The organism is Novosphingobium aquiterrae (assembly GCF_042434435.1).
Taxonomy (GTDB): domain Bacteria; phylum Pseudomonadota; class Alphaproteobacteria; order Sphingomonadales; family Sphingomonadaceae; genus Novosphingobium; species Novosphingobium aquiterrae.
The window spans coordinates 539,135-553,355 of sequence record NZ_JBHLTL010000011.1; the positions used below are offsets into that span (position 1 = coordinate 539,135).

Here is a 14,221-nt window from a genome sequence, read left to right on the forward strand (position 1 = left end):
CGCAGCGGCAGTCGCAGTGCCAACGATTGCTCAACCTGAGGGTCGCAGGCGCAACGTCGGTAGTTATATGGCCGCACTCGCTGCACAGCCGTTTCATCCGCTTGGTGAGCCAGGGCTTGCTGAGATTACGCCGGCCTACGCCAGGCTCGTTCGATCAGCGGCCGAGGTCGCTTCCGATGGATCGACTCAGGTTGTCATGCCCTGGCCGCCCACACGTGTTTCGGCGTCTGCGATCGTCGGCCTGCTGGCGATCGCCGCCGTTGCGAGCGCGGAGACCGAGCAGATCGAAGTGCAGCGCGCGCGCGAAACAGTGCGTCGCCCGTCTGACGAAGTGCGCGCGATAGTATTCCCCTATGCGCGAAGCACGCATGCGCAGGCGAGGCAGGTCCAGGTCGACCGGCACGTCTTGGGGGCGGTCAACTTCGAACACCTCAAGCGATACATGAACGGTGACGACGATGCCGCGAAGGACTTCCACCAGGTCCTTTCACGCGTACGCAAACTGACCGGTCGGGCCACCGACGGACGCGACTATGCGGAATTCGAGCATCCAATACTCGACGAGATCGTGCCCCACGGACCGCCCAGGGGCGAGCGATCAACAAACAGCATGCTGCTCTGGCGCACTCGGACCAAGACCGACATTGCCAAGCAGCGGCGCTCGGGCGACGCCGACGATCCGGCGAAGGCTTCGTTCTTCCTCTACACCGTCCGCACCGGCGATCGGCTCGGCATCGATCTTCGCGCGATCAAGCGAACCCCAGACCTTCTGATCCTCGACTTGACCCGCACAGCCCGCAACCGTCTCGGCTGGGATTGGGCGTCGAAGGCGTCGGAAATGGTCGCGTGTCTCCGCGAGGTTCACCCGGGAACGGGCATCCTCGCCATCGCCGACGACCCATGGACCTACGCCACGGCACGCTTCGAGATCCTCGGGACACGACGACCCGGACGCAACAGCAAGCCTATACCCGCAACCGGCCACGTCGCCTATTCGGAAGTGCCCGCGATCGTGCGGGCCGTCGGCTCGGGAGACACCACCTTCGACGGCGGCAACAAGATCGACGTCGATGGATTCTTCGGGGACGTCGACCACAACATCGAGGCGTTGCGGCACCTTGCCAACAACCTCGCCGACAAGGGCGACGCAGTGGGTTCGACGACGGTGCGCAACCTGATCGCGACCGTCCGCCGGACCGCGCTGCTGCCCGGCTCTCTAAGCGAGCTGAGCAGGTTCCTTGAACGAGAGACGTCGACCGCGACCGCCGACGACTTGCTCGCGGTCTACCGGGTGACGGCAGACCTCGCGATGCTCAATGACCCGCGCAGTCTGGCCAGTCAGGTCGACGCCGAAGCCGGTTCTCTGTCTACCGCCCGCGACCTCATGCGGATGCTTGAGGGAGGGACACCGATGACCACAATGCTGGAAGCGGCGATCCAGCCGGCGCTGCGGTCCAGCTCGAAGTCGGTGTTCGTTTTCAGGTCTGATTTGGTCGCGGAGTTCGCGGCCGACCGCCTGACAGCCAGTCACCCGAAGCTCGGCGGGCGGATCGATTCAGAGATCATCCGTTTCGGCGGCGAGCGCCTGCTGAAGACGGTGGCCGATCTTCCCCCGGCGTCGCACAACCAGTTTAAGCGCGTGGTCGTCGTGGCGCCGACGCGGACCACGATCCTTACGACGCTGACCCAACCCTGGCTGCCAGAGCAGGTGACGATCCTAGCCGATGCCGACACTCTCGCGTTCGCTGCGCGCGACGCGGAGCGGCTGGCCGACGAGATCGACATCGCGCCGCTCGCGGCCCGATTGTGCGCATTCGCGGAGAAAGCGATCAAGCGTGTCGAGGAGATCGGCCGACACTTGGTCAGGTTCGAGATGCCGACGGATGACGTCGAGTTTCCCAATGGATCTGTGATCGACCTGAGCGGCGGCGGACGCGGCGAGCGAAACCTGGTCGAGATCAAGCTCAAGAACGGTCAGCGCATCATTGCCCGCCGTAGCACCGAGATCGTGTTGCGCGACGACGGCGCTGCAACCACGTCGTTTGTGGAACGACCAGCATCGCAGGTCAAGAAGGGCGACGAAGTCTGCGTGATTGGCCACGGCTTCGTGGAGCGCGCGCGCACTTTGGTGAACATCCGAGCGACAGCGGCCGAGGAGATTCGCGACTATCACCATCTCGTGGTCGAGCGCTTCGCCGCCATGCCCGAGCCCACCGTGATCGCCAAGCTGCGGTCGTTGGTGGCCACAATGGGCCAACCTGCAGTGCCCGTCGAGACTGCGCGTTACTGGATCGACCTGGACCGCGAGATCGACAAGCCACTGCACGACGTCGTGCCACATGCGCCGCATGATGAGGAAACGTTCATGCGCTTTACTGCCGCTCTGGGCATCTCCGAGCGGATGGCACGCGCCTTCTGGCGTTGGGCGGTAGTCGCGCAGCGCTCGCACCGTGTCCGTTATGGCAACGTCTTCCACGATGCGTTTCGGGGCATCCTTACCGACCCCCATGCAGCCATTGCGAGCAACCGTGACCGAACCGACGAGATTCGCACCCTGAGGGCGATGGCGGAGGAGCATGTCGCGATCGTTGACGAGGTTCGGAGTTACAGGACGGCATGAAGGGAAAGTCGAACAGCGAGCTCCCGGCGATCGACGTTGAGCTGAAAGAGGCGGTCTGCGACGCACTCGTTAACGCCTTGGTCGAGCGCGTTAGCGGGGCGGACGAGCGTGGGCGGAACCTGCTCGGCAGCTCGCCGCGCCGCGGCATATTCGCCGGCCAGTTGCTACCGCGTTTCGACATCACTGGTAACGACGACGAGACGACCGATATCCGCATCGCGGCCGTCGGTATCGACCTCGTGGTCAACGCCGGGACTTCCTCTGCGATGCGGGTGACGCCGCGCCTGTCGATCTACGTAAGGGTGCTTCCGGCTTGGGCCGATCTCGTGGCAGGCGGGGGAGAACTCGAGTTTGACTTCAGACTGCGGGCCAACATCCAGCAGCAGATCGACGACGCCATCCGCAACGAGCGCACGCCGGCACTCCAGGCTGCGGGCATCGAACGTCCCGACTGGAAGGCGATGGACGAGACGAAGCGGTCGAAGGTCAGAGCTGCGCGGGCGCAGATACTCGCCGAGGTGCGGCGAAAGGCATACGCTGCGCATGGCATCAAGCTGCTGAGCGGCGAGCCCGAACCCGACGCAGTCGCCCTGCAGGCCAGCCAAACGCCAGACGCCGACCCGACCACTCCCGACGACGGGACGTCGCCGATCCCGCCGATCCCGCCTATTGCCCGCCTCGTTCGTGAGGGGCGCGAACTGCCCCTCACCCTGGTCGATCCGGCGCCGATCCCGGGCAAGTGGAGGCGTTTGGACCTAGATTTGCCAACCCTCGAGTTCGGCTGTGACGCAAGCGACACGAACCTCCAATCGATTGTCGATGCCTACAATCGCACCCTCGGAGACGCGATCGCGTCGCACCTCGAGGCCTGGGTCGTGGGCGAAGGCGCCGGCATCGCCTGGCGAGATGTCACGGTTCAACCAAACGACACGCTGTCGGAAGGGAATTGGGCCGGCGCCGTCGCTGCACTCGCCGCACGCCCCATCGACCGAAGTCGAATAATTCCCGATCTGTCGCGTGTCGTCATAAAGGTGGAGCGCCAGGCTGACTTCCTCGACTCCTCCGCGCTTTCGATGCGGGTGATGCTAGACAACCAGTCGGCCGAGCTCTCACCGCTCGACGCGCGCGGACAATGTAACACCATCTTCAACGCCGGACTGTCTATCACTCTGCCGTCCGCTGCGCACCGGGCGCTGAGGCTGGACAGGGTGGAACCCTCGTATCGCTTCCGCGACCATCTCGACTATCCGGCGATCGGTCTCAACTGCGGAGTCGACGCGCAGTCCGGAGGGGACGATGTAATCCTGCGCACGACTTCCGCGCCTCGGTTCGCGCAGCCGCGAATCGTCGCGCGCAACCTCGACCTCCCATTCCAGTTCGCCGTGCTGAAGGACCCGGCATTCGACGCGGCACGGCTGCTCGCCCTGCCACGCGCCTACGTGGCTTGGATCGACAGCCAGGAATCGCGGCTCAAGGACAAGGTTACGGCGGGACTGGAGCCGAAGGACGCGGCGATCGAAACGGCACGATTGCGGAAGGACATTGCAGCACAGCGCGCCGAGGCCCGCTACATCGAGCTTGGTGTCGAACTGCTCGTTGCGTCGAAGAAGGCGTTTGAGACGCTGAAGAACGGCGGCGGCGGCGACATGGCCGCGCTTGAGCGGCGCGCTGCGCCGTGGCGCGCGTGGACGATGACCAACGAGGCGTTCGCGCTACGTGACGCGTTCGACGATAAGCGGGGCTGGCGCTTGTTCCAGATGGCGTTCGTACTCGCGCACGTGCCGGTGTTCGCCTCTAGGATGGACGAGTGGCGCGACCACCATGACGCGCTGCTGGACGAGGACGGCGTCAGCCTCCTCTACTTTCCAACCGGCGGCGGCAGGTCCGAGGCATTCTACGGCACGCTTCTGTTCGCGATGTTCCTCGACCGTCTGCGCGGTAAGGAACGCGGCATCACGGCGATGATCCGCTATCCGCTGCGGCTTCTTACGCTCCAGCAGGCCCAGCGGCTCCTCAAGCTGGTCGTGCGCGCCGAGTTGGTGCGCAAGCGGCACGGCGTCGGAGCGTGGCCGTTCGAGATGGGGTTCTGGGTCGGCAGCCAGAACACCCCCAACCACTACCGAGACTTCAAGGCCGACATCCCGTTGGCGGCCGATCCCAATCATCCCGACGACGACGCACTCGACGGCGAGACTGGCGACGACCAGGAACGCGATCGCGCCCGCCGCTACATCGAGGCGCGTGATGCTTATGACAAAATCCCGGATTGCCCTGTATGCGGCGAGACCACCGGCCTTAGGCGCGACGAGGGTGACGGGCAGTATGGCCGCCGCGCGGCGATCGTCTGCTTCAACGACCGCTGTGAATGGAACCGCGAGCACGGCCGACATCACCCTCTGCCGTTCCTGCTAACAGACGACGCGATCTACGCGCGCGCGCCGTCGATCGTTCTGGGCACCGTCGACAAGCTGGCGATGCTCGGACAAAACACCGGCACGATCAGCAAGGTGCTGGGCATGTTCGGCCTCGCGCGCCGCATCGACGAGAGCGGAAACCTGGACAATCCGCGCAGCGAGGCGGACCTGAAGCGAGACCCCGCAGCCGATCGATGCACCAATGTCTTCCCCGCGTATTCGGATGGAAAGCGCGTGTTCCACGATCCGTTCCCCTCGCTGATCATCCAAGACGAGGCCCATCTACTGGAGGAGAGTCTCGGCACCTTCAGCGGCTTGTTTGACACCCTGCTCGACACCACGCTCGAGGACATTGCCGACATGGCAGGTGACGAGCTGCAAATTGCGCGCCGATGGACTGGCGATGGCTGGGGCTCGCCGCGCATGCCGAAGATAATCGCGGCCACCGCCACGATCTCAGCACCGGAGCGCCAGCTCGAGACGCTATACCAGCGGATCCCGCTGCGCTTTCCCTATCCGGGTCCCGACCTTTACCATTCGTTCTTTGCCGAGCCGGCAGCGCCGCCCGAATGGAACGCCGACCGGGTGAGCCTCGCCAAGTCGCTCCCGTTCGCGCAGGCCCCCGAGGCGACCGCGCCGTGGATGCGTCTCTACGTTTCACTGATGACCAACGACGCGACACATACTGTAACCACGGTTGGCGTGCTCTCGGCGTTCCACGGCATCATCACCTCGCTCTGGGACGGCATGCTGGACGACACGCGTCGCCCAGCCGCGATCGCCACGATCCGCAACGCAATATCCGCCGGCAGATCGGGCGATTGGCACCGCGCTGCGATCGACCGTGCCGTCGCCGAGGCGCGCGAGGACGAGGTGATGGCGCTTATCGACCTGCACCGCATTGCGCTCGCCTACGTCACGAACAAGAAGGGCGGCGATCAGATCATCGACGCGTTGAGCGCAGGGGTCGAGCACGAGCACCGGCGCATCGGCCGGGCGCACGCCTCGTTCGATAGCCGCCTCATCTCCGGCGGGATCGACATGAAGGATATTCAGGCGGTGATGGAGGCCGCCGAGACATCGTTCGCTGGCAACGACTATCCCGACGTCGCCCAGACCGTGCGTAACATCGTCGCGACATCCGCAATCAGCCACGGCGTCGACGTCGACCGCTTCAACAGCATGTTTTTCGCCGGGCTGCCGTCGGACATCGCCGAATACATCCAAGCGTCGAGCCGAGTGGGCCGCACTCACGTCGGGTTCGTCATGCTGCTCCCGACGCCGCAGAACCGCCGCGACCGCTACGTCGTCGAGACCCACGACATCTTCCACCGCTTCCTCGAACGAATGATCGCGCCCCCCGCAGTCGAGCGATGGGCAGAGAACGCAGTCAAGCGGGCGATGGCATCATACGTGCAGGCTTGGGCGATGCTGCGCGAGGCGCGCGACTTCATAGCTAAGGACGACGCCCGCAAGTTCGAGGTCGCGCACATGGACCAGGTCAACCGGCTGGCGGCAATGGAGCAGCGTGACCACCTCGCCTTCACCAAGGCGCTCGTCGGATTCATGCTCCGCGCTAGTGGGTTCGCGGGCAAGGGTGCCGCGCGTTTAGGCTCTCCGCACTACGAGGAATTTTACCGCGGCCTCGTTGACAAGCAGGTCGAGAATTTCGCGCGAGACATCTCCAGCCGGGGGACGATCTCCAGCCTGCGCGATTATTGGAAGGACCTGCCCGCGTTCAAGCCGCCGATGACCTCTCTGCGGGACGTCGATGAGGCGGGCTACATCGTCGCAGCCGCGCGAGATCCGCTTGCGAAGGGCAGAACGACGGACGTCGACCGGCGCGATCTGGCAAAGGTGATGCGCGCTATCAGGACACAGCGTGGCAGCGCCTCGGAAATGGATGCGGACGGGGGCAGCAATGGCTGATACTAAGGGAAAAGACTGGCGCAACGCCCCGTCACGGCGTCCCGCGACCTTCGGCGCGGCACGGGCAGAGCCCGATCTGCTCGAGCCACCGACAATGTCGCGCTCGCGCGTACAGATCGCCGGCTCCTATGCACCTGGTGTGCTGATGACGTGGGAGGGCGGCAAAGGAATTTGCCGCTCTGTCCCGCTAGCCAACGAGGCCAAGGACCTGAAGCCGACGACGATCGCGCTGATCTTCGAGAACCTGCGCGATTCGGTCACCAACTGGCGCGACCGAGCGATCAAGGCGCTGCCCGACGCGCTACCCGAACTCGTCTTGGACACCCCGTTCCGGGATTCAAAGACCGGCGAGGCGCGGGTCGAGCGGACGGACTTCCAGATGACGAGTCCCGACAAGGTCGGCTACGTCCCGTATCCGCTTCTCTACCGGTGCGGCATCTGCGGATCGACCCGCGAGTTCGGAAGCGTCGGCGACCAGGCGCGCCAGCCGCTGCCGAGGAAGTGCAACGGGCACGAGGCGCGCTGGACCCAGGTCGACGTCGTCTACGTCCACTGGTCCGGCGACATCGAGCCGCTCAGCCCCTTCAACTACAACTTTGACCCGCAGACCGGCGGCACGCGCCAGATCCGGATGTGCACCTGTGGCTCCGCTCGCTTCAGGCTCCGCAACGACGCGCCCGTGTTCTCGGAATGGCGATATGTCTGCGAGGGCTGTGGCGAGACCCGGCCCCTCAAGAAAGCCAACCCAGAGGTGCTTGCGCGCCTCCAGATCCAGCAGAACGACGGCGGCCGCACGTTCCAGTGGATCGAGGTCAATATGTTACCGGTATCCTACCGGGCCAACTCTACATTCTACGTCCAGCGGACCAGCTTCATCGTATTCGAGGACAGCGCGGTCGTCGAACTGATGACGCCGACGCGACGTGACGGGCTGGTAACGCGGTTGGCGAAGATTCACGATATCCCGTTCTCCGAACCGTCCGAGGACGAGATCCGCGAGAAGGTGGAGGCGGATGCTTCGCGCGCCGGCGAGTGGAGCGAGTATGAGACATACTTAGACATGGCCCGAAAGGCCGATGAAGGCGGCCGAGGGGTGGCCGCGCGCCGCCATCGCGACAATGCGCGCGAGCAACGAGAGGCATGGTTCGCGGACGGCGTCGTCGAACGCGGTAGGTTGGGAAGTCCGGCCGTTCTTCAGGCGATTGCGCTTCGAGAGGACTGGACGCGCCGTTACGACCCGATCCGGTTGACCATCCAGCATGACGCGTTCGTGCACGAGCACATCGAACAGGCGATAGCGGTCCACGCTGCGGTCGATGTGATGGACCCCGACGTCGCTCTGACCGATGTGGTTAACGATCCGGACCGCAAGGCCAAGTATCGGGAGTCCGTCGGCTCGCTGCTCGGGCACATAGGCGTCGAGCGTCTCGTCTTGATCCGCGGGCTACCAATCTGCGAGTTCAGCTTCGGCTACACTCGTGTATCGGCGACACCGGTCTACAAGCGGGAGCACAACGGTAACAGTGTCGACATGCCGGTCCGGCTCAAGGCGTTTGATCCCCTACCGATCTCGGAGAACAAGCGGCCGATTTACGTTACGCAGCAACTCAACGAGGCTCTGTACTTCAAGCTGGACGAAGGCCGGGTACTCCGCTGGCTGGCCGCGAATAAGATCGTCGACGTGCCGGACGACCACGTCGGCCGGGCGTTCCTCGAGCGATACGACGACTTCGGCCCGTTCCTCGAGGTGTTCAAGGACAGGGAAGGAATGGGAGGCTACCCTAGGACGTTGCCCGCATACGTCTACCTGCTACTCCACACGCTATCGCACCAGATGATGCACTCGCTAGCGGACACATCGGGCGTCGACCGCGACGGGATCGGCGAACATATCTTCCCCGCCGACCTGTCATTCGTCATCTACCGCAAGGGCATGACGCCCGACCTCGGCAACATCTCAGCGATGTGGCGCAACTATGCGGAGGCGTTCCTCAAGCGCGCGCTAGACCCGCGCACGCTGCGGTGCGGATCGGGCAGCCTGTGCGACGCCCGCGGCGGCGCCTGCCCGGCGTGCGTGATGGTGTCCGAGGTCAGCTGCATCGCGTCGAACCTGCTCCTATCCCGAGCGGTGCTGAAGGGTGGAAAAGGACCCGAATGGGAGCCGAAATCCGCCCCGAATTTGGTCGGCTACTTCGACCCGTCGCTCGCAGAATGAGCGGCAAGGTACTCGTCTCGTCTAAGGCTACCGCCAGGCTCGTTGTCACGATGCCGCCAGAACCCAGCCGCCTCGGCAGCGCTCTCGCTGCCGACATCGCCAGCGAATACGTGGCTCTGACACGCACGACAGATGCGTTCACGCACCTAGCCAGACTCGCGCGCGAGCGCTTCACTATTATGATACCCTACATCGACAAAGTGGGTGCCGACTGGGCGAGCGAGCTCTTCGAGGCAACGGAGGCCACTGAACGTATACTCGTGTTACGGGACGCTTCCCAGCTCCTGAGCTGCGGTGCCGCGGGCAGGCGCGTCGAGGCGAGCACGACGCAGATCATCGACTATGGTGGCGCCGACTTGGCAGACGAGACGTTCCACGCGAAGATCGTGCTCGCCGACGGTATCGCCGCCTACGTTGGTTCGGCAAACCTTTTGAAGCGGTCTAAGTCCACGAACCTCGAGTGCGGGATGCTCGTCGAGGGCCCAGCGGTCGGCGCAGTGAAGGTCTTGTTAGACGCGGTAACCTCAATTGCCGTGCGCTCAGAGTGGCAATCTTGGTGACTGCTCGAAGCCCGAGGCAGCAGCACGGTTCAAGACAATTGTGTTCAAACCGCATGCGACTTTTGCACTTGGCATTAAGTCGACAAACTAGGACGGTTCGTAAGTCACCACTGATGGACAATAGGGACTGTCCGGACCTGGGTTGAAAACCTGCGAAGCGGACCTTCGTCGGGCATCTTGGCGTGGCGTCAAAGGCGCAAGATAGTCTTGAGCTTGTCGAAGGCCCAAGCAACCGCAGAGGCAAGACGGCTTCTCCACGAGACAGGCTGTGGTTTTCTCTCACGCTCAGAGTGTCTCTCAATCTGACGACGCATCACCGATTTGGCGACGTCGTCAGAAAATGCCGGCAGCCATTCGACGCGGCCGGCGCGAATGACATAGTGTGATTTGCAGGTCGCATCGCACACTGAAATAGATGGATATATCGTGGCGAAGCCACCTTCCGAGGTAACCCGGTGACTGTCTGGCACTAAGAGGCTCACTCGGTGCCCACAGCCACAGGCGCACAGCAGCGCGCCGATTTCATACTCCTCGCTGTGATAGACGACGCCAGCGTCGAGGAGCATCGGAATGCGGTCAACAGGCCGATAGGCAAATCTCATCTGGTCACCATTCTCAGTCGATATCGAAGGTCACAGAGTCAAAGATGTGCGAAGTTGCGTCGCTTTCTCGGTCAAGCAACCCGAAATGTTGCTTGAAGCACATGACGGCCATCGCGGCGTTCAGTGCATTCAGCTCCGTGATCTGAGCGTTTTTGCGATATTCGTCGTCCTTGGCGTTTTCGGTCGGGAGCCGAACCGTGCCAGCATTTTCATCGAATGCTTTTCGGTCGGTCCCGGTGATACGAACAAATCCACTCAGACCGATCGCTGACCGGTTCAATCCCATGCCGCAATCGACGAACGGTATCTCGTTCGCGCTGAGCCAGTCGGTTATCAGAAGCCTGGAAGGGCCATCATCGACTGAAACGAAAACGAAGTCAAAATCCTTCAAGCGCGGGAGGTTCTCCGTAGTTACCCTCTCCAATACCGGCTCGATCGCCGCATGCCATTGCCCGTAATGGTTCGCCAGAACGTGGACTTTGCGTTTGCCGATTGCGCCAGGAATAAAGCCGGGCAGGCGAAAGATGGTGTGCACATGCACCTTGTCGTCGTCGAAAAGCACGATCAACTCCAGATGGGTGCGCGCGACGAAGTCGAGAATGTAGGAGCCCGTGCCTCCCAAGCCGATGATGGCGACCTTCTTGCCGCGCAGAAGCGCCGACAGATCGTTGATATGGTAGCGCGCCGACATCGTATCCGGGAATTTGAGTGGTGACCCTTGCTCGGCGGCTCGAACGGCAATAGCGGCCAGCGGCGTCGCATCCGGATAGGCGGCGAGCGCAGGAGCTGTGATCGCCTCTAGGTAGGTCTCGACTTTCTCGTCGAACGACTTGTAGCCTCGCTTCTCGCCGAGCTCGTCGAGCAACTTAAACGAGAATGACTGGTCGGTGACAAAATCGCCCGCCACTGTCGTTTGACTCGGTCCGCCGCCAAGGCGCAATTCGCGACGCTGTTGATCGCACGGCCGCGTGCCGCGCCACCACGCCTGATGGTCTTTCGGCGGATCGATCACACCGTCGGCGAGATCGACCGGGCTTGCCCAATCTCCATGCTGAAGCTGTCCGCTCGCATCGAGATAGGGCAAGCCGTAGACGATGAGGTATCCGCCGACAAAGTCGATAAGGTAACCAGTTTCATCGAGATCCTTCAAAAAAGGATTACGACTCACCAGTTCCGGCAACTCGGAATCGCATGCCATCTTTCACCTTCACTTTCTGTCCGGGGGGCAGCGTGCCGGTCGGATTTTCCTTCGGCCCGTGCGAGTACTTGACGAGGTATTCGTTCGACGCCTTGCCACCACTGCCAAGGTAGAGTTCAACCACGCGCTCGTAGGTGATCTCCTTGGTGTCGATTTCGTGGTCGTCGCCGTTGACCAGGATATCGATTGCCTCCTGGCTGTAGAAATGCGCGTCCGCGGTCAGGCGAACTTCGGACTCGTCGCGAAAAATGCGCTCGTCTTCCTTATCTCCTTCGACTTCCCGGTAGAGCTTTTCGTCCTTGGGGACGCTGCCGAGAGCGTAAAGCGCCTCTCCAGTGGTCGGGTCAGGCGAGTTGAAAACCTCGCGGTTAATGTGGATGCGGACCAGGTGGGCCGCGACATCGCTGTTCATTTTTCAACCTTTCTCCGCTTGCGCGGTGCTTGCGTTTTGCCTCACCGGATGACAGTATGGTGTCCGGTCAGACAACAGAGATGGCCAAAAAATTGCCCTGCGCCGCGAGATGCTCAGGGCTGTTGTCTGTCTGGACAACATATGCTCGCACGGACGAAGTTTGTCAAGGAGGTCGGATGCCGGAGTCGGCGCTTGGGAATTGGCTGAAGGGATTGCGCGAAGATCGCGACTGGAGCTTGCGAGAAACTGCTCAGCGAGCCGACGTCGATCACGCCTACGTCTACCGGCTCGAGACGGGCGCTAAGGAGTCGCCTTCCGGCGAGGTGATCGACAAGCTGATCAAAGCTCTCACCCCATCAGCCAGAGACGCTGAGATTCTTCGGCTGTTGGCCGGCCAGCCAAACATCGACCCGGCTCTAGCGGGATTCGCGCGAATCAATCCGACCGTTTCGTTCCAAGAATTCCATATGCTCACCACCGTGGTGAATCGCGGCGCCCGCCCCGACTACGCCACTTCGCTCGCCCGCATTCGCAAGTTCATGCTGGAGTAAAACCGTGAACGACCAGGATGCCGCCATGAAGGCCCGCAAGTTCATCGCGGAAGTCGGCACGCCTGCGTTGCCGGTCCTTGTCGACACGTATGCCAGTCACATTGGCGGCTCGGTGAGTCGCGAAACTCTTGGCGAGCAGGAAGATGCCTGGTCGGTCCGGTTGCCCAACGGCAAGTACCGGATTTGCGTCAACTGCGCCCACAGTTCTCGACGCCAGAGGTTCAGCGTGTGCCACGAGGTGGCCCATGTCGTACTGGACATTCCGGCGGACCATAGTACGCCTAGCTGGAGTTACGCGCGTCGCTCTCCCGGCGAAATCGCCTGCGACGTTTTCGCTGCTGAATTGCTTCTCCCATACAAGCTTTTCAAACCGAGGGTGGATTCAGCCGACATCGGGTTAGCGGCAATTAGCGAGTTGGCCGATGAATTTGAGGCGTCGCTCATCTCGACGGGATCGCGCTTTGCCACGTTCTCACGAGAGCTTTGCGCTTTCGTTCTCTCAGAGGAAGGCAAGGTTCGATATTGCGCACGGTCAACCTCGCTGCGCTCGGCCGGCGCCTGGGTGAAACCGGGAAGTCTGATACCCTCCGATACGCTAAGCGATCGCGCACGGCGCGGAGACGTTACGAAAGGCACCGAGGAGGTAGAACCTGATCAATGGTTTGAAGACTGGGAACGGGATGGTTCGCTCTATGAAGACGTGCGCCATCTCCACCAGTGGGACCAAACCTTGACCCTTCTATGGTTTGATGACGCGGATCTACCGCCGGCACCTGCCCAACGACAGCGATGGGGGGAAGAGAGCCAAGGTCTGCGAGAACTCGATGGGATCTTACCCTGGCCGGGGAAAAGCAAGCGAAAGCGATAGGCAGGCGGAAGATGGATGGTCACAATTTCGAGCGCCTTAAGGCTCACATCCTGCCGCTATCGGTATCGCAGGTCTTTGATGTCGCCCGCACCGAGTGGGCTCTTGAAGCGATCGAGATCAGCGATGAATTCGACAACTGTCCGTGTGGTCAAGACATCAAAGAGCACTGTTACATCCGTAACAGATTGAACGGCAATGCGACTTATGTCGGCAATGTTTGCATCAACCGCTTTATCCAGATCGACACGGGCAACCTATTCGATGGCCTGAAGCGGATCGCGGCGGACATAACGGCCAACGCGAACCATGATTTGATCGAACACGCATGGCGCAGCGGCTACCTCTTCGGCGAAAACGAATATGCCTTCCTCAAACAGACCGCATTGAAGCGAAAACTTTCGGAGGCCCAGATCGCTTGGAAGACCAAGATAAACCGGCGCATACTGGCGCAGACCAAGGTTCGGAATCGGACACAGCGGTGATGTTGGCTACTGCTTGGGCGACAAAACGCGGCAATCTCTCACCTTGCTATAAGACGCGGACTGCGGCCTCCCCAGAGATTATCCGATGGTCGCCGTAAAACCACAACAAAGTGGCCATTCGCACGTCCATGATTGGCCGGGCGCTTTTAGGGTGCGTCACACTCGGAGCTGAAGACCGCTTTGTCGGCGACTTAAGCCTCGCAAATGCGGTGCGGGAATTTCCAGCGGTCGCACACTGGCCTCGCAGGCTCGGACCAGGGTGCGGCGTAACCGTGGGCTGTAGGCCGCCTTGCACTGTGCGGGATTGATGGGCTGATAGCCGCTCCTTTTTTGGGGCGCCGACGATGGATGATTTCGAAGACGAACGAGC

10 protein-coding genes are annotated in these 14,221 nt (G+C 62.1%); 7 read left to right on the forward strand and 3 right to left on the reverse strand.

Going from position 1 to position 14,221, the window contains the following annotated elements:
• The first annotated feature begins 67 nt into the window (after positions 1 to 67).
• The 4 genes from ACFFF7_RS16080 to ACFFF7_RS16095 are packed head-to-tail and all read left to right on the forward strand — an operon-like array spanning position 68 to position 9,738.
• Entirely contained in the window at positions 68 to 2,620 is a 2,553-nt protein-coding gene (locus ACFFF7_RS16080) for a Hint domain-containing protein (RefSeq protein ID WP_379482346.1), read from the forward strand.
• On the forward strand, positions 2,617 to 6,963 hold the full coding sequence (locus ACFFF7_RS16085) for a DEAD/DEAH box helicase family protein (protein ID WP_379482347.1): 4,347 nt from the start codon (positions 2,617 to 2,619) through the stop codon (positions 6,961 to 6,963). The genes ACFFF7_RS16080 and ACFFF7_RS16085 overlap by 4 nt, the downstream gene beginning before the upstream one ends.
• Positions 6,956 to 9,178: a DUF8724 domain-containing protein gene (locus ACFFF7_RS16090; protein WP_379482348.1), complete on the forward strand. Its 2,223-nt coding sequence runs from the start codon at positions 6,956 to 6,958 to the stop codon at positions 9,176 to 9,178. The genes ACFFF7_RS16085 and ACFFF7_RS16090 overlap by 8 nt, the downstream gene beginning before the upstream one ends.
• A complete protein-coding gene (locus ACFFF7_RS16095; RefSeq protein WP_379482349.1) occupies positions 9,175 to 9,738 on the forward strand; it encodes a phospholipase D-like domain-containing protein in 564 nt (187 codons plus the stop codon). Before ACFFF7_RS16090 ends, ACFFF7_RS16095 begins: the two co-directional genes overlap by 4 nt.
• Before the next feature lie 188 nt (positions 9,739 to 9,926).
• Here ACFFF7_RS16095 and ACFFF7_RS16100 read toward each other — a convergent pair whose 3' ends face one another.
• Genes ACFFF7_RS16100 through ACFFF7_RS16110 form a run of 3 tightly spaced genes read right to left on the reverse strand, consistent with a single transcriptional unit; the run spans position 9,927 to position 11,950 of the window.
• Complete coding sequence (locus ACFFF7_RS16100; protein WP_512700621.1) at positions 9,927 to 10,340, reverse strand: ubiquitination-like system serine protease family protein; 414 nt, start codon at positions 10,338 to 10,340, stop codon at positions 9,927 to 9,929.
• A 13-nt stretch (positions 10,341 to 10,353) separates the two neighbouring features.
• Positions 10,354 to 11,538: a ThiF family adenylyltransferase gene (locus ACFFF7_RS16105; protein WP_379482351.1), complete on the reverse strand. Its 1,185-nt coding sequence runs from the start codon at positions 11,536 to 11,538 to the stop codon at positions 10,354 to 10,356.
• Positions 11,498 to 11,950 (reverse strand): multiubiquitin domain-containing protein, encoded by a 453-nt coding sequence (locus tag ACFFF7_RS16110; RefSeq protein ID WP_379482352.1) that lies wholly within the window; start codon positions 11,948 to 11,950, stop codon positions 11,498 to 11,500. The genes ACFFF7_RS16105 and ACFFF7_RS16110 overlap by 41 nt, the downstream gene beginning before the upstream one ends.
• Positions 11,951 to 12,126: 176 nt before the next feature.
• Between ACFFF7_RS16110 and ACFFF7_RS16115 the strand changes: the two genes are divergently transcribed.
• From ACFFF7_RS16115 to ACFFF7_RS16125, 3 genes are read left to right on the forward strand one after another with little or no spacing between them, the layout of a single operon-like run.
• Positions 12,127 to 12,501 (forward strand): helix-turn-helix domain-containing protein, encoded by a 375-nt coding sequence (locus ACFFF7_RS16115; protein ID WP_379482353.1) that lies wholly within the window; start codon positions 12,127 to 12,129, stop codon positions 12,499 to 12,501.
• Positions 12,502 to 12,505: 4 nt separating this feature from the next.
• Positions 12,506 to 13,369 (forward strand): ImmA/IrrE family metallo-endopeptidase, encoded by an 864-nt coding sequence (locus tag ACFFF7_RS16120; RefSeq protein WP_379482354.1) that lies wholly within the window; start codon positions 12,506 to 12,508, stop codon positions 13,367 to 13,369.
• An 11-nt stretch (positions 13,370 to 13,380) separates the two neighbouring features.
• Positions 13,381 to 13,851: a hypothetical protein gene (locus ACFFF7_RS16125; RefSeq protein ID WP_379482355.1), complete on the forward strand. Its 471-nt coding sequence runs from the start codon at positions 13,381 to 13,383 to the stop codon at positions 13,849 to 13,851.
• The last annotated feature ends 370 nt before the right edge of the window (positions 13,852 to 14,221 follow it).